19 protein-coding genes are annotated in these 23,516 nt (G+C 25.8%); 5 read left to right on the top strand and 14 right to left on the bottom strand.

Going from position 1 to position 23,516, the window contains the following annotated elements:
* Positions 1-155: 155 nt before the first annotated feature.
* Positions 156-2,018 carry a DNA/RNA helicase domain-containing protein gene (locus H8891_RS04175; RefSeq protein WP_187005315.1) on the bottom strand — a complete coding sequence of 621 codons (1,863 nt, stop codon included), beginning with the start codon at positions 2,016-2,018 and terminating at the stop codon, positions 156-158.
* A 108-nt stretch (positions 2,019-2,126) separates the two neighbouring features.
* Here H8891_RS04175 and H8891_RS04170 point away from each other — a divergent pair, with 108 nt between their 5' ends.
* A complete protein-coding gene (locus H8891_RS04170; protein ID WP_187005314.1) occupies positions 2,127-2,531 on the top strand; it encodes a (deoxy)nucleoside triphosphate pyrophosphohydrolase in 405 nt (134 codons plus the stop codon).
* Between the two features lie 46 nt (positions 2,532-2,577).
* Here the strand turns inward: H8891_RS04170 and H8891_RS04165 are convergent, their stop codons facing one another.
* The 5 genes from H8891_RS04165 to H8891_RS04145 form a co-directional block, all read right to left on the bottom strand.
* Positions 2,578-3,405, bottom strand: a complete 828-nt coding sequence (locus H8891_RS04165; RefSeq protein WP_243207760.1) for an HNH endonuclease — start codon at positions 3,403-3,405, stop codon at positions 2,578-2,580.
* A 73-nt stretch (positions 3,406-3,478) separates the two neighbouring features.
* Positions 3,479-4,726 (bottom strand): McrC family protein, encoded by a 1,248-nt coding sequence (locus H8891_RS04160; protein WP_187005313.1) that lies wholly within the window; start codon positions 4,724-4,726, stop codon positions 3,479-3,481.
* Complete coding sequence (locus tag H8891_RS04155) at positions 4,716-6,971, bottom strand: McrB family protein (protein WP_187005312.1); 2,256 nt, start codon at positions 6,969-6,971, stop codon at positions 4,716-4,718. The genes H8891_RS04160 and H8891_RS04155 overlap by 11 nt, the downstream gene beginning before the upstream one ends.
* A 236-nt stretch (positions 6,972-7,207) precedes the next feature.
* Complete coding sequence (locus H8891_RS04150; protein WP_187005311.1) at positions 7,208-10,057, bottom strand: tetratricopeptide repeat protein; 2,850 nt, start codon at positions 10,055-10,057, stop codon at positions 7,208-7,210.
* A gap of 269 nt (positions 10,058-10,326) precedes the next feature.
* On the bottom strand, positions 10,327-10,590 hold the full coding sequence (locus H8891_RS04145; RefSeq protein WP_187005310.1) for a Mor transcription activator family protein: 264 nt from the start codon (positions 10,588-10,590) through the stop codon (positions 10,327-10,329).
* Positions 10,591-10,727: 137 nt separating this feature from the next.
* On the opposite strand from H8891_RS04145, the gene H8891_RS04140 reads away from it, so the two are divergent.
* Together H8891_RS04140 and H8891_RS04135 are read left to right on the top strand one after the other, a co-directional pair.
* Positions 10,728-10,946, top strand: coding sequence for a DUF1659 domain-containing protein (locus H8891_RS04140; RefSeq protein ID WP_187005309.1), 219 nt, complete (start codon positions 10,728-10,730; stop codon positions 10,944-10,946).
* A gap of 32 nt (positions 10,947-10,978) precedes the next feature.
* Entirely contained in the window at positions 10,979-11,209 is a 231-nt protein-coding gene (locus H8891_RS04135; protein WP_187005308.1) for a DUF2922 domain-containing protein, read from the top strand.
* Positions 11,210-11,578: 369 nt separating this feature from the next.
* Here the strand turns inward: H8891_RS04135 and H8891_RS04130 are convergent, their stop codons facing one another.
* From H8891_RS04130 to H8891_RS04115, 4 genes are read right to left on the bottom strand one after another with little or no spacing between them, the layout of a single operon-like run.
* Positions 11,579-14,014: a virulence-associated E family protein gene (locus H8891_RS04130; RefSeq protein WP_187005307.1), complete on the bottom strand. Its 2,436-nt coding sequence runs from the start codon at positions 14,012-14,014 to the stop codon at positions 11,579-11,581.
* A gap of 23 nt (positions 14,015-14,037) precedes the next feature.
* Positions 14,038-16,017 carry a DNA polymerase gene (locus H8891_RS04125; protein ID WP_187005306.1) on the bottom strand — a complete coding sequence of 660 codons (1,980 nt, stop codon included), beginning with the start codon at positions 16,015-16,017 and terminating at the stop codon, positions 14,038-14,040.
* Complete coding sequence (locus H8891_RS04120; protein ID WP_187005305.1) at positions 16,017-16,556, bottom strand: DUF2815 family protein; 540 nt, start codon at positions 16,554-16,556, stop codon at positions 16,017-16,019. Before H8891_RS04120 ends, H8891_RS04125 begins: the two co-directional genes overlap by 1 nt.
* 42 nt (positions 16,557-16,598) lie before the next feature.
* The gene (locus H8891_RS04115; RefSeq protein ID WP_147544752.1) at positions 16,599-16,796 is read right to left on the bottom strand and encodes an XRE family transcriptional regulator; all 198 of its coding nucleotides are present in this window, start codon (positions 16,794-16,796) and stop codon (positions 16,599-16,601) included.
* Positions 16,797-17,039: 243 nt separating this feature from the next.
* On the opposite strand from H8891_RS04115, the gene H8891_RS04110 reads away from it, so the two are divergent.
* Positions 17,040-17,708: a helix-turn-helix domain-containing protein gene (locus H8891_RS04110; RefSeq protein WP_187005304.1), complete on the top strand. Its 669-nt coding sequence runs from the start codon at positions 17,040-17,042 to the stop codon at positions 17,706-17,708.
* A 24-nt stretch (positions 17,709-17,732) separates the two neighbouring features.
* On the opposite strand, the gene H8891_RS04105 is transcribed toward H8891_RS04110, so the two are convergent.
* The 3 genes from H8891_RS04105 to H8891_RS04095 all read right to left on the bottom strand — a co-directional run bounded on the left by H8891_RS04105 (position 17,733) and on the right by H8891_RS04095 (position 21,991).
* Positions 17,733-18,734: a DUF4003 family protein gene (locus H8891_RS04105; protein ID WP_187005303.1), complete on the bottom strand. Its 1,002-nt coding sequence runs from the start codon at positions 18,732-18,734 to the stop codon at positions 17,733-17,735.
* Between the two features lie 222 nt (positions 18,735-18,956).
* Complete coding sequence (locus H8891_RS04100) at positions 18,957-21,377, bottom strand: ATP-binding protein (protein ID WP_187005302.1); 2,421 nt, start codon at positions 21,375-21,377, stop codon at positions 18,957-18,959.
* A gap of 260 nt (positions 21,378-21,637) precedes the next feature.
* Complete coding sequence (locus tag H8891_RS04095; protein ID WP_276510616.1) at positions 21,638-21,991, bottom strand: zinc ribbon domain-containing protein; 354 nt, start codon at positions 21,989-21,991, stop codon at positions 21,638-21,640.
* A 311-nt stretch (positions 21,992-22,302) separates the two neighbouring features.
* Between H8891_RS04095 and H8891_RS04090 the strand changes: the two genes are divergently transcribed.
* Positions 22,303-22,608: a hypothetical protein gene (locus H8891_RS04090; RefSeq protein ID WP_187005300.1), complete on the top strand. Its 306-nt coding sequence runs from the start codon at positions 22,303-22,305 to the stop codon at positions 22,606-22,608.
* 213 nt (positions 22,609-22,821) lie between these two features.
* Here H8891_RS04090 and H8891_RS04085 read toward each other — a convergent pair whose 3' ends face one another.
* Complete coding sequence (locus tag H8891_RS04085) at positions 22,822-23,325, bottom strand: GNAT family N-acetyltransferase (RefSeq protein ID WP_187005299.1); 504 nt, start codon at positions 23,323-23,325, stop codon at positions 22,822-22,824.
* Positions 23,326-23,516: the final 191 nt, after the last annotated feature.

Raw genomic sequence — 23,516 nt, 5'->3', positions numbered from 1 at the left:
AAAATAAATTTTAATCCCCTTGCGTCTATTTTAAACGTAAGGGGGATTAAAACAAAAAAACTACTAAATTATAAACTTAGTAGTTTTTTTATCCTCTTTTCGAGGGTTTAAAAAGAGTTTTATGTTTATAGTAATCTAACAAAATTAAAATAAGCCTAATTATTAACACCTACACTCCTAAGAAAATCATAAGTCTCGTCTAAATTCTTATCATCAGGAACATACAAAATCATTCCTTTTCTACTTCTCGTCAATAAAACTCTATAAATATTTTCCATAATCAATTTAGGATTTTTATACTTCTTCAAATGGTATCCAAGCTTATTTTCATCAAAATCAAATTTACCATTTCTAACAACATAATCTCCACCAAATATAACAATAGGAAAATCTATCTCTAACCCCTGACATGCAAACTCAGAAGCAGCAGTTTCCATTTCATTACAATCTCTTAAAAACCATTTACCTGCCTCTCTTGAATCTATATAACTTGTAAAATTACTTTTTCCTAAAGCTTTCTTAACATTTTCAAAATCATTGCCCTTTACCTTTGAAGATATAAGAAGACCATGCTTTAAATTCTTATTTTCAAGATTTTCAACATACTCCATACACTTATTAAAATCGCGGCTTACCTTAATAACAAAACCTTTAGACTTTATATGATCTAACTCTTTTCTTGCCTCAAAAACATTACAACTTAAAACTGATTCAATAAACTTTGATATATCTATAAAATTATTTCTAATAGACACATCTAGGTGCAACTCATTTACTATATTTAAATTTTTAACCTCTGAAAAATCCTCTTTAAACTTATCAGGTAAATATATATCATAATCTATTCTATCTTTTAGCACCTCTACCCAGAGCTTAATTCCTTTTTCCTCTCCTTCATGGATAGATTGTCCATTTCCTACAAAACAAACTAAAGTAACATCACCTTTAGCTTTGTAGATTTTATCACATATATCAATTAAAGCTTGCGGCTCACTTATACCACCTGAATTCATCTTTTCTTCATCCCAAGCTCTTTGGGCTTCATCAAATAATAAAACATTATAATTAGGAATTTTATTATTGTTCATAAACTCTCTTTTAAACTTAATAGCTCCTTTTATATAAGCTTTACCTAAACCTTCTTTTCCAAGTGCTTCATCAATTTGAGCTTCTATAACATTTACAAGAGGTCCATTTCCTGATAAATATATAGCTCCACCTTCATTAGTGTTCTTGCTTTGTATATACTTGTTGTAATTGTATAAAAACTTAAGAGCTACAAGAGTTTTTCCCGCACCTGGAACTCCACTTATAAAAACTATATTTTTGCCACGATTTTTTGTCATGTTATTAAATACTATTTTCTTAAGTTGTGTATAGGCTTTTTCGATATCTCCATCTGAAATACTTTGTATATGTGGTAACTTACCACTTTTAAATAAATCATAAGTAGCACTTAGTATATCTGGTAATGGTTCATATTCAGAATTTATAAACTCCTGTGCTTTTGATTTATTTGATGGTGTTAGATTTTTAAAATCTATTTTCTCTAGGAAATTTTCTTTATTTAGAATTTGAAAATTATTTATGTTTTCACTTAGGTTTCCTTTAGTTAATACTAAGTAACTTTCCACTTCTAGATTATTTTCTCTTGTGAAATTGTGATAGTTATATAGATCTTCTCTATATCCTATAGCCTGAGATATATCATCTTCTGTGTAGTTTTGTTTATTTTTAAATTCTAAGATTATTACTTTTTCATCAAATAACATAATAACATCCGGTCTTCTTCCACCCTCTAGTGGTAGAAAGTATTCAAATATACATGTTATATCGTAAGTTGTATTGTTTAATAATTCATTTTGGTTATTAAGAAAATCTATACAGGCATCCCAAGCTGCTATTTGACCTTCTTCTACTATAAAACCTTTAGCTTCTGTATATTCTTTTATTTCATCTATTATATCTTTTTTATTTAACTTTTTTAGCTCATTTAATTTATATATTAATCCGTTCATAGTTCTCCTCTTATAAATACTTTAACTTTTTATCAATACCATTATATTCCATATTTATTAAGTAATAAACCTTTAGTATAATTAATTGTATACAAAGAGGTGATTTAAATGAAAAAAATGATAAAAGTAGTTGCATCTATTATAGAAAATGAAAATGAAGAGATATTATGTGCTTTAAGATCTCCTGAAATGACTTTGCCTAATATGTGGGAGTTTCCTGGTGGTAAGGTTGAAGAAAATGAGTCTTTATTTGAGGCTATTGAAAGAGAGATTAAGGAAGAACTTGATTGTGATATAAAGGCTTTAGAGGTTTTTAATGATAATACACATGATTATGGTAATTTTATAGTTAATCTTATAGCGATTAAGTGTAATTTAGTAGGTGGTGTTCCTGTTGCTGGTGAACATTCTAAGCTTATTTGGTTAAAAAGAGAAAACTTAGAATCATTAAAATGGGCCCCTGCTGATGTACCTGCTGTAAGTCAATTAATTAAAGAGTGTGATAAAAAATAAGAAGATAAGTTTATACTTATCTTCTTATTTTTTATAGTATTATTAATTATCTATTGCTTTTAAGATGCTCTATATCTTCTTGTGAATTAATTATATGCATTTTCCTATGACAATTTGGACATAAAGCTGCTGTGTTTTCTATAGTATCATCCCCACCTCTTGATAACCATACTATATGGTGTACCTCTAGATATGGTTCTCCTTTTGAATTTTTAAAAGGAGCTTCATTTCCACAAAGTTCACAAATTCCGTTAGCTCTTCTTCTTGTATATTCAACTACATATTGATCTCTATCATATTGTATAACCTTACTTTCTTTTGATTTAGGCTTTCCTTTTGCTTTTTGTGCTTTATTTTTCACTTCATCATCAGGTAAGTTGCAAATATATATTTCTTTTATATTTTCATTTAGAGAATCTACATCATTTCCTTTTCTACAGATTATATCTATCAAATAATCTCCTAAATTATCATTTATAGGATATAAATATCCTTGATTTCCTCTCCCATTTTTATTAATAGGAGCGTATTTTTGACCTTGTTTCTTCATTATATCGTCTAAAAAATCATCTATTTTTATAGGATTTTTTAATTTATGATAATCTACTAATATAATCCACCCTTCTTCATTCCAAAGTCCAAATTTTTCTATCTCTTTTGGTCTTGTGTGGCTAAACCCATCTCCTTTAGCTATATTTACTGATACAATTTTTCTATTTACACAACTAAAAATTATATCTCCTAATTTAACGTCCTCCATCCTACTCCAATGGTGAACTTTCTTACCTCCTGAATCTATCTTTGGAGCCCATAAATATTGGCCGCTATACTCTTCTGCATAACTTTTGTTTTGAAACACCCAAAAATACCTCATGCTATTACTCCCCATATATAAAATTTAAATTGTTAAAACTCTTTTATATAATATATACTGTAGTTTCTAATATTTATCTATAAATAATACTTCTTAAATCATCCAAAGTATTTTCCATGCTATCTAATCTTGCAACCCTTATTTCAATGTATTTATTTTCTTCATCAACCTCCCAAATAGGATAATCAATGTTACCTTTTAAGCTAGGGTATAATATAATACATCTTTTACTATCTTTGTAAGCGTTGACGTATGCATACATCTGATAAATATCTGACTGGCTATAATTAAGTCTACCGTTATAATCTATTTGTTTCCATTTTGTATCAATAATTATGCTAGCCATGTCATTTTTATATAATACTATATCAGGCTTTAAGGATATATTCCTTTTATTAGTCTTAATATTTTTTAATAATCTTTTTCCATTATCCTGCAATAATACTTTTGTATTTTTATCTGTAAAGTTTTTCAAAACTAATTTACCTATATACTCTTCATATAAAATATTCATTTCAAATAAAATAGAAAAAGCATTTTTATTTCCATAAGTATTTTTGCTACTTTCATTTTTTATTATTAACTTTGCAAACTCATAAGACAATTTAAATCTTTCATTTTTTCTATCAAATTTAAAGATATTAAGCTTTTCTTTTAAAATAAAATCTTCACTTACATCTGCAAATAATTGTAGTATCTTTTTTATCTTACTTTTTACTTGTTCGTCACTTATTTTATTTAATACTATACTACAAGCATGTTTAAATGTTTGATTTAAAAAGTTGTCATAACTATAAATATCATACTTACAATAAACTTTACTCTTGTTTGTATAATTTTTATTTATATGCTCTTTTAATAAAAGTTTTCCTTTTAAAGTATTTATATTATCACTTTCACTTATATACTCTAAATTAACACCTTTTCTTATTTCATTTTCTAAATTCTCAATATACATCTTAACAAGCACTTCAAGTAAATTATTTTTACTAGTATTAATGCTGGCACTTTGTTCAATATTTAAAGGTAACCTATTACACATAGATAACATTTTTATAAGCATTTTTCTATCATTATCAATATCATCTCCTAAAGATATTTTAGGCAATATTTCTATTAATAAATTATCAAGTGCTATTATACCTGTGTAATTTATAAATCTAATTTTATCAATATTAAGTTCAATTATATTTTTATTATTGTATTTATAGTTCAAATAAGAAGTTAGATTTTTAAGTTCCTTGTAAGATAAGTTATCTTTTTTATCTCCTAAGTCAATATAGTCATAAGATTCTCTAATGCATATATATTTACATTTCATATATATTTTTTATCTCCTTAGTGCCTATATCTGACTTAATTTTATATATATTTTTATTAGATAACTCACCTATAACACCACTTTTAAATAAATTTTCTACCTCTATTTCTTCCTTATATACTATATAATCATCTTCTTCACGTTCCCCTATTCCACCCAGTATTAAACCTATTTTTTCAAAATCATCATAGAAATACTCTTGAAGTAAAGGTATAATTTTATATTTTAAGCAATCTGATAAATCGTCTATAGTTTCTATGCTTTTGAAATACGCATGTCCAATCATATGATCTCTATCGTAAAAATACTCTATTCTTTTATTCACTATTTCTAATAGTTTGGATAAATCTATATCTTCTATTGGTTCTAATAAACTTTCATCAGGTATTATTTCTATAAAATTAAATCTCCTTCTAAGGGCTATATCCATAAGAGCTATTGATCTATCAGCTGTATTCATAGTTCCTATTATATATAGATTGGGTGGTAGTGAAAAATCATCTTTTGTATATGTAAGTTTACATGTTACTTGATTTTCTTTAGTTATTCTCTTATCTTCTTCAAGTAAAGTTAATAGCTCTCCAAATATTTTTGAAATATTCCCTCTGTTTATTTCATCAATTATAAGAACATATTTATCTTTTCCTTTAAAATCAAACTTTTCTTTATCTTTTATGTTTTTCTTTACTATTTCTTTTTTGCTATTTAAATCAAGTGCATTAGAACTTTTATCTATTATACCTGAATAAGATGCTCTCGTAGCTATTTCTTTTAAAACACCATCTTCACATACAAAACTTCCTTTGCCATCTGATTTTAAACCTTCGATAAATTCTTCATATCCATATGATTGGTGGAATGTACAAAAAGCAATTTGACCTTTTGCCATTAGTTTATTAAATTCATCTACAATTTTTATCCGATTATCATCACTGTCTGAGTTTAATAAATCTTTATAATATTCCTTATCTATTATTTCCAAAGCTTTATTTACCACATTGTAAGTTTTGCCTGTGCCTGGAGGTCCATAGAATATTATATTTTTATTATCATTTATTTCTTCATAATTCACATTGTTAGTATCTTGATTTGATTTATTTTCTATATTTTTAAATACTCTATTAAGTACCTCTTTATTTCTAACCTGACTTATAGCTTTTAAGTATGTTATTTTTTCATATACCTTACTTTCTGTAGTAATCCACTCTACAGGTAAAGTATGTACTAAATCTTCATCAAACTCATATCCATTGATAGGATCCTCTGTTACTTTTCCTATGGCATCAATTCTTATCATACCTACAGAATTTTCTCTAGGTCCCTGTGTATAGCATGCTTTTAATGCTACAATATCACCTTTTCTTATTTTTAAGAATTTTAATAATGGATCTTTAGATTTTGGTTCATTATTTTTATCAATAAATTTTTCTAACTCTTCATTATCATCTATATAGTCACTTATATCATGTTTAAAGCATCCTATTGCTATTTTATTTTTTTTAATAAACTCTAATGCCTTAGAACCTTTTTCATCATAAGTTGATCCTAACATCCAATAATTAGATTTCTTTTCCGGTTTATTATAAAGTGTGTATATAAACTTACCAAGCTTTTCATAATTCCAATTTTTAAAAATATCTTGCTTTTTTAGTACTTTCGTAGCTTCATAATTTAAGAGTATTATATTATCTGAGTTTATATCAAACTTATCATCCAAACCTAAGTCTTGTGCCAATGGTATAATAAACTCTGATGAAAGTAGTGATATAAATTTTTCTGGAACATAAATACAAAGTAATTTCAATAATACCATATTCCATAAAGGCGTATTTATTTTTAGTACTTCCTCTATTTTATCTTCTTTAGCTAATATGATAGAATTGTAAATATCATTTTTTAATTTTGCAAATTCTTGTTCTAAAGCTTCTCCTTCTAAAATTTCTTTATTTTTAGAACGACCTTTACAATATTTTCCTTCTTTATTCATATATATATGAAACTTGCTGGAATTGCCTCCACCTATTCCTGCTAATATATTCTTTCTTTCTAGATAATAAATCATAGTTTCTTTATATTTATCAGGTGCATTATCTTTTTGTAAGGCATACTCTTCTATTTTGAGATCCTTAATTTTTTCTAGTGGAAATTTTTTTATAAAAGATTGTCTTTTTATTTCTGCTTCTTCTATTAATTTTTGATCAAATTCATACTCTTTTGCTTTTTCAATTATTCCCTCTATGTTCATCTTTTTCTCCTATATTTTGACTTATTATTTATTTTTAGTAAAATATCTAATAAATTGATACCCTTTTATACTTTCATTTTAGTACAATTTTATTTATTTTTCAATTTATCAGATTGTATGAATACTTATATATACTAATTTTTCTAATTAATTTTTACTAAGGACCCTATTTATAAAAAAGCGTAGTTAAATACTACGCTTTTTTATAAATAATGCATATCTAGTTAATTTTTTATTTACTCTGTTACTGCAACTTCATCTTCTTCTATATTTTTTTCTATTAACCTTTCTAGCTCTATTTTAATCTCTTTATTATCCCTATCGAAATTACAAGCTTTTGTTAGCATTTCTTTTGCTTTAATATATTGTTTCTCTTTTAAATATATATCAGCTATATTCTTATATGCATTTATATTTTTTTCATCAATCGCTATTACTTTCATATAGTCAATTTTTGCTTTATCATAATCACCTTTAAACTTATATATTTCACCCCTCTTTTCATATGCTTCTATATTATTTTCATCTTCTTCTATAGCCCAATCATAAAGCTTTATAGCTGAGTTATATTCAGAAGATTTTTTTAATAAATTACCTTTATTTAACATAAGTTTACTCTTATCTACATTTAATTTATTTTTTAATTTTCTAAATCTATTTCTACTAATTCTACGTCTATCTATAATAATTTGAGCGAATTCTATGTAGTTTTCACTCTCTATATAATTTATTAAACTATTTTCAACATTCAAAGCTGCCATCTCATCTGAAGTCAACATATTTAATAAACATACAAAGCATTCTGCTTTTAAATTTTCGTCTATGCTTTCATTATTAGATATATATTTCCAGATTCCACTATATTTTAAAGCTATATCTTTAAAAACAACTTCTCTTTCTTCTATTCTTGCAATAAATTTATCTAAAAAATTTTTATATTTATTTGTAATAATTTCATACGTTTTACCAAAAACACCATCAATTATAGAATCTAATATTAGTTCATAGTATTTACTATATTCTTCTTTGTTTTTAACTAAAAACTTAAATAATTTATAGTTCAGAATAGATGTTTTTTTACAATCTAATTCTTTAATTCTATTAATTATATATTCTGGATTTTCTATGTCATAATTAAAACTTATATCTTCATTAGCTCTAATAAGTTTTATAAATTCTATATCTTTTTTGCTACCAGTTCCATTTTTATTTTGAACTATGTATGAGTTATAACTTTCATCTATATAGCCTTTTTCAATTAAATAAATTAGAAACTTTTCTTTTTTTACATCCTCATCTAATATTATCTCATCAACTCCAAATCTTTTTATCAATTCACAAACTTTCCCATTTGTTATAATCTCCTCATCTGTAATTAATTCAAACTTTATTTTTTCTAATATTTTATTTTTCCAATTGTCAATAATCCTCTTTTTATCGTAGTATCCATTAGCTTGACCTACTTCTAATAATTCTTCTTTGCTAATTACTTTACTATAATCTATAAAGGTTAAGCCATTGAATTTCTCATATACATACTTTATTTTAGTTTTTAAATCAAAACAATCTTTGAATATCTCACTTATATCATCAATATCATATTCTTCTCCATTTATATATAATACTTTAATACCTATATCTAAAATTTTTTTAATATATTCTTCTTGTAATTCATTTACCTTTAATTCATACTCTTTATTTATCTTCTCTACTTCTGTGCAATTATACTGCTTAATATTGCTTAGAAGAATTTCTCTATTTTTAAAACTTAAAGCCTTACTTAATAGACCTTTATTAAACTGGAGTTGCGAAAAATCTCTAGGATATATATTTTTGTAAACTATAATAGAAAATAATTTATCTATCTCTTTATAATTTATAACCGATTTATATATTTTAAATTCATTGCATATATTTTTAATCGTTCTCATGTCATCTATATATATACTTATATTTTCTATTAATTCTTCACTTATTTTAAAATGACCCAATCTATCTTTTATATATTTTTCTGAGTTTGATGAATTTACCATAGGTATTATAGGAATTATAAAATCAAAAAATTTGGTTCTATCTTTATAATCATTAAAAATATCATCTCTAATTGAGTATATGAAAGATATCTTTCGCTCTATATGTTCTGAGTTATTAATAATTTCATTTAGTTCCCTCAGATTTGTAAATATTTCTATATTATTGAATCTATCTAAATCTTCAAATATAACAACATCATATTTAGTTACTTCAAAAAAGTATAAAATTTCCTCTATATTTTTATTAAATATAGATTCTTTATTATCTGCATGTGATATATCTATATTTTTTGTTTTTACATTATTAAACTTTAAGTTAGCTTTTGTATATTTTATTCCTTTAATTATAAAATTAGTTCCTATATATATAAATAGTCCTATCATTAAAATCAGTATCACAATATTTGTATCTTTATAATCATTTTTTTTTATATCAATTATATTTTTTATAATTTGGGGATTATATAAAAAAGTTCCTATTAACAACAAAGATATTATTTTTATAATAGTAATTACTATATTCTTAGTATTTAAGTTCTTAATACGTTTATATCGTGAGTATGGTATCTTTTTATGATGTACTTTATAAAACATTTGCTTTAATATACTAGCCTCTAATTCATTGGTTATACTTGACTTATTTTTCATTTCAATCTCAGAGTTTTGAACAGTATTGTCTATTCCTCCATTAGGTTCTTTTTTTACAATGTCATTTGAATTTTTATCCATTGATATTTCAAAATTTGCTAATGATATATTTATATAATTATGTATTGGCCTTTTGTTAGTGTATGTTTTTAATATACTACTTTTTCCTACTCCATAAGGTCCTGACAATGCAATATTTTTGATATCTTTATCAAATAACCCTTGATCTAATTCATTAAAATATAACTCATCATCTATTTCCATAGGTGATAGCTTTTCATATTTCTCTTTTTCTTCACTATTTCCATCATTACTTATTAATGAGTATAATCTTTTATTTAAGTATTTCCTTAATTTATCTAGCATGTTTATGTTAATCTCAATTATTTTACGTTTTAATTTCAAATTACTCCTCCTGAATTAATACTTTATCTCTATATATTATATACTATTGTAATTTTTTGGAAAATAATCTTTAAAATTTTTAATGATCTAAACCTATTTATTTTCATATTGAAACTGAATTTTTTATTTGATATAAATTTTCTATAAAAATTGAGGAAAAGTTTGAGGTTATATAGCAATCTGACGAAACGTTAAAGCCTGCACTTTAGGCTTTACAGTGAAGGAAGATGCTATATAACCTCAAACACCCCCACGAAACCAACTAAAAATTACCTAACAATCTTTCTAACCTGCATATCACTAATCCCAAACTTACTAGAAAGCTCCCTAAAATTCCCCCCATCAAACTCCTCCTTAATAATCCTATTTCTAGCCTTTTTCACAACAGACCCCTTACTAGGCAAATAAACCGTACTCCCACCACAAAACTCAATCAAACTAATAAAAACCTCCATCCCAAACACCTCAACCAAATCTCTACACCCCTCTGGAACATCCTCAACCTTAACAAACTCTAAAATCTTATCCTCCATAAACTCACCCTCCTAAAAATTTTTTCTAAACTTCTTTAATATAGAAAAAAACAAACTCCTTCTATAATTAAATTAGAAGCTAACACTTCAAATAAAACTTAAAGATACCCCCATATCTTTAAAGAAAGGAGAACAAAATGGCAGTTAGTGAAACTAAAAATCCATCATCTTTAAAAATAAAATTTGACTGTGGACTTAACGATGACGGAAAAACAATAGTTAAATCTCGTACATTCTCAAACGTAGCAGACAATGCTACTTCTCAAGACATACTTGACGTAGCAAACGCATTAATAGGATTACAAAACCACGACGTTCTTGAAATCTTAAAAGTAGATAACACTATATTAAACTAGGACTTTAAAATTTTGAAAGGTAGGTGAAATAAATGGAAACTAAAAAAAGATTAGTAATGACCTTCTTAACTGGTGTAGGTAGAAAAATATCTATATCAATAGATGATCCAAAAGAAGATATAACTGAAGCAGAAATAGTAGATGCTATGAACTTAATAGTTGAAAAAAACATATTCGCTCCATATGGATCTGAATTAGTTGCTACTGTAGATGCGAAAGTAATAGTAACAGATACAGAAGAATTCGACTTAATAACTGCATAGTTTTATCCAAGGGATATTTCAAAATGAAATATCCCTTTTTTAGCAACGGACGAAGTCGTTGGCGCCATGAAGTAATTCGCCGACACGTCGCTCAAGCGAAGCGAATTTTAGTGTTGTCAAATAAATTTTTCTATAACTTATTTATGTATTAGATAATTTTTTTTTAATTATTTTACCTACTCAACTACTCTTTATAAATATTTGTATAATTAGACTACATCATATTATAAGTATTGATAAAACTATATTTAACCGTTCCCTAAAGGTGTTACCTTAAGTGTTGTCCTAAATATTCGTTAACACCTACATCTAAACTTAGTGATGTCAAATTATAACTTTCGACAACACTTAAAAATACTATGGTAACATCTACTTATCTCTTACAAAAGCCCTTTGAACTCCATAATTTTTCCCAAACCTAAGTTTCCCTTCTCCATTTCTCAATGCACTCCATCCTTCTATCTTTCTCAATATATCATTAATCTCTCTAGCATTACTTCCATAAAACATCTTCATATCACCACCAAACAACTCAACCCAAATCTCAGCACTACAAACCTTCTCACGAACTACACATCCTTCTTTTCTCAAAGTATTATTTTCACCTATATAAATCCGTCTTTCATATATATCCATCTTGTCCCAATTTTTAGGAAGCTTCATATCTAAAAACTCTCTTATCATACCTTCCTTGCTATTGCTTTCTAAATGTTGTTCTTGTTTTAAAGTAGCTTCCTTTTGAACATCTGCCTCCAAAATTAACTTTTCACCACATCTATATAAATACAAAGCCTCCGCCCATATTTGATCTATCTCATATTTAGTTAGATCTTTAAACAAATTCTTTATAACTTTATTTCTTCCAACCATCAAAGGCCAATATCTTCTATTACCTGTTCTATCTTTTAAAAACTCACTTTCATTGGTAGTACCAAAAAATACACACTGTCTTTTAAAAGTCTCAACCCTTCTTCCATAAGCTTGCCTATAACTATCTTCAGTTTTTGATATAAAATGCTTAACTGCTTCTGCCTCAGCTTTTTTAGTAGCCGAAAGCTCTGCCATTTCCACTATCCATGCATTTTGTAATTGTTCATAGGCTTCTTTTCCATAAACAGTATTTAAAGAATCTGAATACCACATTTTACCTAACAAACTTATAATATGACTTTTTCCTATACCCTGTTTTCCAACCAAAACCAACATATAATCAAACTTAACACCTGGATTAAAAACACGAGCAACTGCTGCAACAAGCATTTTTCTAGTTACATTTCTTGTGTATTTACTATCATCTGCACCTAAATAATCAATCATTAAACTATCTACTCTACTAACTTTATCCCATGTATTAGAATTTAAATAATCCCTTATTGGGTGATATTGATTTTTCTTTTCTATAATAGATACCCCATCATTAATCTTGTAGGGAGCAACTATTCCATAAGCTATATCTATATAAACTCTAAGATTTGCATCATCACTATCTTGCCAAACATCTCCATTTTCTTTATCAATAATTTCACGCCAAGGCAAATCACCTTTGACCATAGTTCTGTTTGAAAATAAGTTATAAGCAATCTTTCCTTTTAAATTCACATCATTTTCTAATATAGTAACTATATTTTTATTACTAGCTTTATACATACCTTTTTTATCTACTTCAAGCTTTGTAACCCAACTATTTTCATAATTTTTATTTACATTAGTTTCTTGTATATTATAAAAGTCACTAAAATCTTCTTTAGCTTTTTTTAGTTTACTATTTCCAAGTTCTAACATAACTTTTTCATCTTGACTTACAAACTCAATCATCTTTATATAAGAAGGTAGTTTGTTAATAGGAGTATCAGCACTTACTTTTTCATCTAAGCTTGAAAACTTATGTAATCTTAATAAATCAAATGAATTACAAAGCTTATCTAAGCATACATCTGTACTATGATGAGAATATGCAAAATCTCCATTTTCATAAATAATCAAACCATTAGAACTGCTTCCATTTATATAAGTGTATCTATGCTCACTATCACCTTTTTTATAAATATGACTTAAAAACTTTTCAATAACATCAAAGACATTATAAACTCTGCAAAAAGCTCCTATAATTCCTTCTTTTAATCTAGGATTTTCCTTAAGTTTGTTAGAGTTATAATTAATAATCTTTGGCTTTGTTCTTGAAGAAACAGGCCACAAACTTTCATCTTTATAATTTTCATAAGTATTTAATATATCATCTGGGTCTAGCCACTTTTTATCTATAATTTTAAAAATGTATTCACCACCTTTACTAGTAGATGGAAAATACATAAGCCTAGAAGGAGAATAGGTAGTATCGTCAAAATAGTCTATACCTATATCAAAAGCTATCTTTCTAGCTATAGCTTCATACTCTATAGAATCCACTTCTTTACTTAAAGGAATAACTATCCTAAACCTTGGATTTTCTTTGGTATGCTTATGAGTTGTATATATACACATACCAAAATCACAATTTTTCTCAATATCCTCTATCATATTTTCATAAGCAAAATCTGCATCTAAAGTTAAAAGACTTCTACTTATAACAGTGTCTTTTCTTCTTTTACCGTTTTTTAAAACTCCACCTACAAACCCACCAACATCTTTTATATTATCTTGTATGTCTTTTGAAAAGTTCATATACTCTTTAAAAGTTTCATTTGTATATGTAGTGTTTCTTAAATTATAATTTATAAAATCTGAATATCTAATACTTTTATTAAGATAATTAATTTCTTTTCTACTTCTCCCTATAGCTATATTTATAACCTTGTCATGCTTCATATTATCCCCCATTATAATCTTAATTACTTTTTATAATACATACTTTCAAATCCATCTGCTCTTAAAGTTAAATCTTTTAAATATGGATTTTCTTCACACATTATTTCACAAATTTCTTCTACACTAGAAACTTTATTTTCTACTTCAACTACAATCTCATCATGTACATGCATAACAATATTAAAGCCCTTAGCTTTTAGATTAAGCATTGCATATCCTAATATATCCCTGGCTATAGCTTGTACAATATTTTCTACCAACTTTCCTCCATAGGTAGTTAACCTTGTTTGTTTTTTACTTACAGAATCTACTCCTTCGTAAGTTATAACGTATTTGTTAAAAGAGTTGTTAAAGTCTACCCTTGGTCTTATGTAAGAAAGTCTTCTTCCTGATGGTAGTTTTATAAAAAGTATGTTTCCTTCATATATAAAACTTATATTTTTATCTATATTTACAACAGTTTTATCTTTGACAGCTTTTATAAAAGCTCTTTCTACTTTTTTCCATAACTTAACAATATTTATATTAGAACTTCTAAAAGCTTTTACAATTTCTATAAGATCTTCTTCACATAAATTCATATTATAAGCACCCATACTAACAAGTGCTCCTACTCCACCTTGATACCCCAAAGCTAATTCTGCAATTTTACCTTTTTGCCTTAGTTCACTTTCTTTTGTTATTTCATTAATATCTACATTAAACATTTTAGATGCACTAGCTTCATAAATCTTTCCATGAGTGTTAAATACATCTAATCTCCATTTTTCATTTGAAAGATAAGCTATTATTCTTGCTTCTATTGCACTAAAGTCTGCTATTATAAATCTGTGATTTTCCTTTGGTATAAAAGTTGTTCTTATTAATTGAGATAATATATTTGAAATGTCTTCGTTATATTTATTATATTTATCTCTACTAGGTAATTTACTTTTATAATCATTACTTATAATACTTCTTACTTCTTCTAAATTACTAAGCTTATTTTGTGGAAGATTTTGAACTTGTACCAATCTTCCTGCCCATCGTCCAGTTCTGTTTGCTCCATAAAATTGAAATAACCCTCTTATTCTTCCATCACTACAAACACATCTTTTCATTGCTTCGTATTTTTTAGTAGAAGTTTTATTTAATTTACTTCGTAAGTTTAAAACTTCTTTTATTTCTTCAAACTTAGGATTATTTAATACTTCTTCACTTTTTAATAGTTGTTCTACACTTTCTTTATTAAGTGAACTAATTTTTAGTCCTAAACTTTTAAGATATAACTTTATTTGATTATTACTCTTTGGATTTTCTACTTTAGTTATAGCTTTAAGTTTTTTTATCAAAGCTTCTTTAAACTCACTATCATATATACAAGCATTTTCTAATAATTTTTTATCTACTAATACTCCTCTATCATTTATCTCTTGATCTAGTTGCCAAAGCTTATTTTCTATTTCTGGAATTTTAACTTTTTCTAAAACTTTTTTTATACTTCTTTCAACTACTACATCATTTATACAGTACTTTTTAAATTCTTCGTATTTTTTAAGTACTTCTAACTTTTCTTTACTATTTTCTTTTGAATTTATTAAAGCTACATTTTTTTCATTCATAAAAAATCTTATTAAGTTTTTGCCTTCTTCTAGTTTTTGTTCTTTTAGTCTTAGAGTTTTAGCCACATTATCAAGTCCATGAGGTAATCCTAAGTATAGAGCGTGAACTTGTGTGCATCTAAACATTTTGGGGCTTAAATTTTTGTTGAAATACTTAGATAAACATACTCTTTCAAAGTTAGCATTGAAAGCTGTTTTTATTATACTTTCATCAAATAAATCTTTTTTAAATTGTGGTGGTATTTTTTCTCCATTTTTTAAGTCTATAATTTTAACTTCTTCATCATTATAGGCATAAGCAATAAGTAGTATTTCAAAGTCTTCTTCAATATATTTATAGACCCCACTTTTGGTAAGGTCTATTTTTGAATAAGTTTCTATGTCAATTGATATAGTTGTCATTATATTAAAATCCCATCATCTTCTACTATGTCAAAATCATCTGCTGCACTACTTCTGTTACTTATTCTTTGCCCATCTCTTAGCTTTTGGATGTTTAAAAGTCCAGCAGCAATACCACAATTTCCACTTTCTATGTGGTTATATGGATAAAAGTTTATACTTACTCTTCCATAGCAGCCGTTATAAAGTTCTTCTGGATTGATAATTTCTTTTAATTCTCGATTAACTACTTGAGGTTTGTATTTAGAATTAGTATTTATATAGAAGTGATTTTTGTATTCTGGTCTTTCTAGTAGATCTCCATCTTTTAAACAAGTTATTAAATCCTCTGGAACTTGTCCACCCCATATATTAAGTCCATTTTTTGTAGCATTAGACATGCCTGTATAAATTTTGCCCATAGTTTCACTATTTTCTTTTGGTATAAGTATAGTTAACCCAAACTTTGGTTCTGAGTCTAGATCGTTTGCTCTAGCTTCAGTTGTATTTACATAATTAAATCTTACTTCCCCTGTTACCACTTTAGTAATAAATTTCATATTTTATCCCCCTTTTAACTTTTTGTTACCTATGGTAACACTTTATATGAATAATTTATTTATAGGTTCATCTTTTAAAGCTCCCCTTATAGCTTTACAAGTTTTCATTCCAGCTTTCATATTTTTATTTAATATTTTAGTAACACTAGTGTGGCAAATTCCAGCCATCCTTGCAAATTCCCTATTTGTAATATCCTTTCTAATTAATACTTCCCTAAAATACTCAACGTTTAACTCCATTTACCCTATCTCCTTAATTAGTTTCTTTACTGATTTTTTTATTAAACAAGTTTATTAATTTTTGTTACCAATTGGTAACATTATATTATCATCTTGGTGATTATTCAGTCAATAGGAATACCTTTTTTTGTCAAATCGTTGAATATAATCACCACTTTGAGTATAATTAACTTATCGTAAATATATGATAATATCATACTTTTATACGTATATACGGAATTTTAGAAATGAGGGCTTTATATTATGATAGGAGAATACTTAAAAACTTTAAGGCTTGAGCGTAAATTATCTCAAAGAGCTTTGGCTGAAAAATCTGGTGTTAGTAATGCTGAAATAAGTAGGATTGAATCGGGCGAAAGAAAAAAACCATCTGAAGAAGTTTTAAGAGCTTTAGCTTTCGTACTTGAAGTAGATTTTAATGATCTTTTAGAAAAGTCTTGTTATTTAAATCTTGAGCCTTCCTTTTATAACGCCAATCTTATAGATAAAACAAATTTCAATATTTATAAAGAACAATGTGAAGATAGATTTATTAGTATTATAACTCCTAGAATTCTTAAAGAAGGATTTAATATGAAATTATCTAAGAAAACTTTTTTAGGTAATATTATAGCTACTAAGGATAATTATATTTGGAGGATTAGATTTATTCCTATCCATGAAAATATAGGAGCTATGGCTAATCGTTATTTAATGGATGTTTATGGATATCTAGCTTGTTATGATGAGTTTAATATTTCTAAATTTACTATTGCTACTAATAATGAAGATGCTTTTAAAAAATTTATAAAGAAAAACCCTGTTAATTTAAATATTTTAATTTCTGTAATGCTTGTTGATTTGGAAAATAATGAAATTGTTGATGAATATATATTTGAAAAAACACCCCTTGTGTTAGACTATCACTCTTAGGGGTGTTTTTTTTATTTACATGGATTAGCTATTTGATGCAGACGTTGCTGAAACCGCAGCCATAGTTGCAACCATACAAGCTATTTCTATTGCTATAATTATGTCTAAGAATATATTATTACTTATAGTATCTACGTTACTTTCTTCTTTTAAATAATCTGCATAAGCCGATGCTACTATAGCCGAGCTTATCATATTTCTATTATTTTTTCCTAATGTCCAGTTACCAAACCCTTTTACTTCCTTTAAACTATCTGATACTTTCTTTATTTGACTTACTAATGTATCTTCATTGCAATCTAATAATGATATAGCTCCTATTAAAGGATATCCGTAGCTATCCATCTTGCAATTTTCTTTAGCCATTAAGTCTTTAAGTCTTATAATTTTATATATGCTTTCATCATTTCTATATTTATCAAAACACATTATATGAGATAAGGCTTGAAGATTATTTGATGGATAAAATCCATTTGATTTAAGATTTTCATAACACTTTTCTATGTAGTTTAAGTCTTTGTCTATATCTTTTGAGTTTATAGCTATAAGTGCTATTCTACAATAATCATCACTTGAAGTTAAAAATGGATGATGCTTTTTCATAAACTCATATACATACTTCATATTATCGATACAGGTATTTATATCTATTTTATTTTTATTTTCATATAATATTATTGCTACAAATGGTAGATAAGTATCATTCCAAAAGCTTTTATTTTTTAATTGTTTATATATATCTAAGATTTCTCTAAAATCATTTTCTGAATTAGTTTTAGTTGATAATAATGTAGCTGTATAGTACATGCTATAACCCCTAAAGTTTGAAAAAATTCCTGTGTTGTCTTTTATTATTTTTAGATTTTCTTCTATCTTTTCTTTATTTGCATGTTGATTTTTAATTGTTAGAGATAAAGCACAGCTATATTGTATCATCCCCATACTCCATGCGCCTTTAACCTCTTTTATTTGTTGGTAGTTTTCTATAAATTGTTCTAGTTTATTAGTTATTATATATTCTTTCATAAGTTCACCCCTTATAATAATTGAATTTTATATTACTTTACCTCTTTAAATACCCCAAATCATTTATTAGAAATATTATTCTTTCTCATTATTTAACAATTATAAACAATATAACAAATAAATTCTACATAAATCAAAATAAAGGAACGAACTAAATCATAAATTTTTTAACTTTTATAAAAAAAGCACTTATACATAATTGTATAAATGCTTTTTTAATTTTTATATACTATATATATCTGAAAATTCTATATCACATCGTTCTACATGCTTAAATTTTCTATCAACATCATATACATTATCATTATCTTCTTTTTTTATCTTAATTGGAATACTAAATACAAATTCTGAGCCTTTATTAACTTCACTATTTACATGTATTTCTCCTCCATGTATTTCTACTAAGTTTTTCACTAGTGATAGTCCAATACCACTACCTTCACATTTTCTATTAAACGAATCATCTACTTGCCCAAATCTATCAAATATAACATCTAGTTTATCCTTTGGTATCCCTACTCCACTGTCTTTTACAGAAACTATTATTTCATCTTTTGTAGAATTAATTTTAACTTTTATAAAACCATTCTCTGGTGTATATTTTATCGCATTAGATAAAAGATTTAACATTATTCTTTCTATTTTATCTGGATCACAATATGTAATAACTTCTTCATCGTTTGTATCAAATATAAGATTAATTTTATTATTTTTTGTATAATCTGCTACAGATAGAGTTATATCCTCAATAATATTTATAATATTTTGATTAGAACATCTAAGCTCATACACTCCTATATCCATTTTACTTATATCTATTAGATTATTTACTAACCTTAATAATCTATATGAGTTTTGTTTTATATAGTTAGTATGTTTCTTTAAATCATTTATTTGTATATTATTTTTCTCTATATTTTTATTAATCACTTGCATAGTCCCCAGTATAATATTTATTGGCGTTCTAAATTCATGAGATATATTTGAAAAGAATTCATTTTTTACAACTTCTACCTTGACAGCTTCTTCTAACGTTCTTTTTTCTTTTTCTATTTCTATATTTCTTGTAATATCTCTTGCCGTTGTAACATATATTTCTTCATCCCCTATATACTCACTACTCCATTCAAGATAAATATATTTTCCATTCTTATGCCTGAATCGAATAATATTTCTAGTAATTTTACATTCTCTAGGATCTAATTTATTTTTCTGTCTAAAGTTTTCTAAATCTTTAGGGTGAATAATATCCACAATTGACATTGATAATAATTCTTCTTCTGTCCATCCTAAAACATCACACCAATTAGGACTTAGTCTTTTAAAATGTTTATCCTTTCCTACTATAGATACTAAATCAACTGAAATATTTAAATACCTTTCTAACTCTTTTTCTGTATATTTACGCTTTTTATTTTCAATAGATACCTCATTTGAAAGTCTGATATTTTTAATTATCATCGCTATTTTATTACATATATATTTCATATACTCGTCGCTATTAAATTTAGGAGCATTACCCTTACTATAGCTTAAACATATCATCCCAATAAATTCATCATATAAATCTATTATATAATTACCACAATAATCCAATTTATCTATACATATATAATCTATGTTTGATAAATTATCTATTTTATCTTTTTTAAATATACAATTAAAATAACTTCTATATTTATCTAAATATACATCGAATTTTTTTAGTGGAATAAATTCTACATTTTCAAGATGTATATTAGAATTTTTTAATTTTATAATAGGTATTAAACCTTCTTTATCACTATCATAAAGTAACATAGAAACACCATCTGCTTTTGTATACTTAAGTATATGTTCTCCAATATTTTTTAATATTTCATTTAAATCTACATTCTTCTTACTACTGCCACTAAAGTCATTTTCAATTGTTACTCTATTATAGTTTTTATATAACTCTTCTGATGTGATTTTTAATAAATCAATATTTTTAGATTTTGCTACAATATATTTAGGTTTTTTATTTTCATCAAATATTGGAGCTTTGTAACTTTCATACCAATGAATATTATCATCATATACTAATTTCTCATTAAATATCTTTGGACTTTTACTTTCAAAAACTTCTCTATTATTTTTTTCAAATTCATTATAAGTATTATATTCCCAATTATCACTGCTATAACTTCCAATAATATCTTCTCTTTTTTTGTCTATCATTTCAGCAAAAGGCTTATTTACGTATAAATACTTTCCATCATCATCTATAACAAATGCGCAAACATTAATATTATCTAAAAGATCCTCTAATATTTCCATCGTATATTGTTTTGACTCTACTTCTTTACCTATAATAAAAATACTTTTATCGTTGTTAAAATTTTCTATGATTATATTTGAATTGATTTTGACTAGTTCATTTGACTTTGAATAAAATTCTAAAGTTTTGTTTATTTCGCCAAATTTTTTTAACTCATTATTAATATTATTATTTTCGCTTATTATTTTACCTATATTTAAGTTTAATATTTCTTCATGATTATAATTTAATCGCTTTAAAAAGCTTTCATTACAAAAAACTATTTCCCCCATACAATTTAACACTATTATATAGTCACTAACCTTATTATATATAGATACCATTTTTATTCCCTTCTTACCCACTTATAAATAATTTACTCCAACCCCTTTATTACATATTTTACCATAATATCCGAGCATATTCTATATATTCTAATTGTTCTCAATTTTAATATTTTCAAATTTTGATACCTTTTTTATACAGTTATCATCTTTTAAAAAGAAGGTATTAGGACGCTGTAATCAATGCATATAAAAATGGAACGCAAATTAATGACGTTCCATTTTTTATCCAATTATGTAAATGGTATTATATAGTATTCTGTTCCTTTACTTTTTTATTTTTATAATTTATTAGAACACTTCGGACAATAAGTAAAGTCTTCTGTAGTTTGGTATCCACATACAGAGCAAACTTTTACACTGTTTTCATAACATCCAAAGTCTAGGTTTTCTGTATCAATGTTTACAGCTTGTCCTTTTTCAATTTTTTTGCCAATTTCTTCGTCTATCTTAGCTATTTTGTTACAGCAGGTAGTTTTGACGTAGTATTCTTTGTTCCATTTTATAATAGGAATAAAGAAGAACATGAAGTACCAGTAAGTCATGTATACTTCAATGTTTGAATATTTGCCGCAGCATTTGCATATGTTAAGTTGTTTGTAGTCTAGTTTCTTTTGACTTTGACTAACTCCCATTATGAAAAACATAATTTATCCTCCTCTTTAAAAAAATCTCCTTACTAATGATTAGAAGGAGATTACTTTTTTATTAACTAATAATAATATCTAAATTTATAATCAAGCCTATTGTTAACTTGCCAAAAATTATATTTATTACTTTATTATAACCCAACATATATATACTTTAAATATAATTAATAATTAAAATTCATATTTCACTCCATAATATCTCAATCTTAATCCAAATTTTAACTTTATTCTTCTTTAAATGTTAAAATCATTTTTAATATTTAAATATTAATACATTTTATCTAAGGGAGGATTTTATGAGATTTGTTGCTTTTCTGTTTTTTGCTTATGGACTATTTTGTATAATCTTAGCTATATCACAACTAAGATACTTTTATAAAAATAAATCTGATAAAAAATTTATAAACTTAAAAAAATATACAAAATCTATGGTTTCTTTATTTTTAATAACAAGTGTTTTATCTATTTCATTAAGCTTTTTAATGTTTTTCAAATCATTCCCTATAACTATTGCTAGTGGATGTTTTATATTAATTTTATCTTATTACACATTTACCCTAGGTCGTATTAATAAAAAATATGGCTTATCTAAAAACAAATAAAAATGAAAAAACAACGAAGAACAAGTTTTATGTTTATAGCGATCTGACAAAACGTTAAAGCCTGCACTTTAGGCTTTACAGTGAAAGAAGATGCTATAAACATAAAACTCCCACTATATCTTGTTCATTAGCTTCTCTCCCATATAATTAATGCCCTTAAAATCCAAATAAATGAATTCTAAGAGCTTTTTAACAGATATTTTAAAATAAAATTTATTGTTCATTTTCTAATATTGACATTACTATCAATGATTCATAATTTCCCTTATAAAGAATACACTCCCTAAGAATTCCTTCTTCTTTGAAACCTTGAGATTTATAAACATTTTGAGCTCTTTTGTTTTTATATCTTACATCTAACCATAATCTATGTGCTCTTAATTCATTAAATGAATATTCTTTAATTAATCTTAACGTCTCTTTTCCAAAACCTTTGCCCTTATCACAAATGACAAATCTTTTAAATTCAATGTTATGGTTAGGATTGTCTAAGCCAGCCATGATTATGTAACCTATAGGTTTTCCTTTTTTACTATCTTCAATTATCAGATGTAATATATCAGAATTCGAAAGTGATTCTAAATGTTGAGTTTTAGACCAATTCCCTATATACTGAGCATTTTCAGATTCATTTTCTGCACCAATTACAAACTCTAAATCGTCATATTGTGTTAATCTCAACTTAATTAAATCAGATTCTTTAATAACTTTTTTCATAAATTCCCCCCTTATATGAAATAGTAATCTATAAACTATAAAAAATCTAATAAATTTTAATTTTAATTTAACAATCCTTAAATTTTTGGTTTATGAGTTAGTTAAATTTCTCAATAAACTCTTTATATGCTTTATACCATTGAAATTTCGAGTATAAAATTACTACAAAACTTCCAAGTGATAGCGTCATA

The organism is Paeniclostridium hominis, from assembly GCF_014306135.1.
Taxonomy (GTDB): Bacteria; Bacillota; Clostridia; order Peptostreptococcales; family Peptostreptococcaceae; genus Paraclostridium; species Paraclostridium hominis.
This window is presented reverse-complemented; position numbering and strand designations above follow the sequence as displayed.

What these genes read in the sequence shown, in the direction of transcription:
- H8891_RS04120 (WP_187005305.1), bottom strand. Translation starts at nt 16,556, where the DNA reads ATGAAATTTATTACTAAAGTGGTAACAGGGGAAGTAAGATTTAATTAT.
- H8891_RS04165 (WP_243207760.1), bottom strand. Translation starts at nt 3,405, where the DNA reads ATGAGGTATTTTTGGGTGTTTCAAAACAAAAGTTATGCAGAAGAGTAT.
- H8891_RS04095 (WP_276510616.1), bottom strand. Translation starts at nt 21,991, where the DNA reads ATGGGAGTTAGTCAAAGTCAAAAGAAACTAGACTACAAACAACTTAAC.
- H8891_RS04130 (WP_187005307.1), bottom strand. Translation starts at nt 14,014, where the DNA reads ATGAAGCATGACAAGGTTATAAATATAGCTATAGGGAGAAGTAGAAAA.
- H8891_RS04135 (WP_187005308.1), top strand. Translation starts at nt 10,979, where the DNA reads ATGGAAACTAAAAAAAGATTAGTAATGACCTTCTTAACTGGTGTAGGT.
- H8891_RS04105 (WP_187005303.1), bottom strand. Translation starts at nt 18,734, where the DNA reads ATGAAAGAATATATAATAACTAATAAACTAGAACAATTTATAGAAAAC.
- H8891_RS04110 (WP_187005304.1), top strand. Translation starts at nt 17,040, where the DNA reads ATGATAGGAGAATACTTAAAAACTTTAAGGCTTGAGCGTAAATTATCT.
- H8891_RS04160 (WP_187005313.1), bottom strand. Translation starts at nt 4,726, where the DNA reads ATGAAATGTAAATATATATGCATTAGAGAATCTTATGACTATATTGAC.
- H8891_RS04155 (WP_187005312.1), bottom strand. Translation starts at nt 6,971, where the DNA reads ATGAACATAGAGGGAATAATTGAAAAAGCAAAAGAGTATGAATTTGAT.
- H8891_RS04175 (WP_187005315.1), bottom strand. Translation starts at nt 2,018, where the DNA reads ATGAACGGATTAATATATAAATTAAATGAGCTAAAAAAGTTAAATAAA.
- H8891_RS04115 (WP_147544752.1), bottom strand. Translation starts at nt 16,796, where the DNA reads ATGGAGTTAAACGTTGAGTATTTTAGGGAAGTATTAATTAGAAAGGAT.
- H8891_RS04140 (WP_187005309.1), top strand. Translation starts at nt 10,728, where the DNA reads ATGGCAGTTAGTGAAACTAAAAATCCATCATCTTTAAAAATAAAATTT.
- H8891_RS04090 (WP_187005300.1), top strand. Translation starts at nt 22,303, where the DNA reads ATGAGATTTGTTGCTTTTCTGTTTTTTGCTTATGGACTATTTTGTATA.
- H8891_RS04085 (WP_187005299.1), bottom strand. Translation starts at nt 23,325, where the DNA reads ATGAAAAAAGTTATTAAAGAATCTGATTTAATTAAGTTGAGATTAACA.
- H8891_RS04170 (WP_187005314.1), top strand. Translation starts at nt 2,127, where the DNA reads ATGAAAAAAATGATAAAAGTAGTTGCATCTATTATAGAAAATGAAAAT.
- H8891_RS04125 (WP_187005306.1), bottom strand. Translation starts at nt 16,017, where the DNA reads ATGACAACTATATCAATTGACATAGAAACTTATTCAAAAATAGACCTT.
- H8891_RS04145 (WP_187005310.1), bottom strand. Translation starts at nt 10,590, where the DNA reads ATGGAGGATAAGATTTTAGAGTTTGTTAAGGTTGAGGATGTTCCAGAG.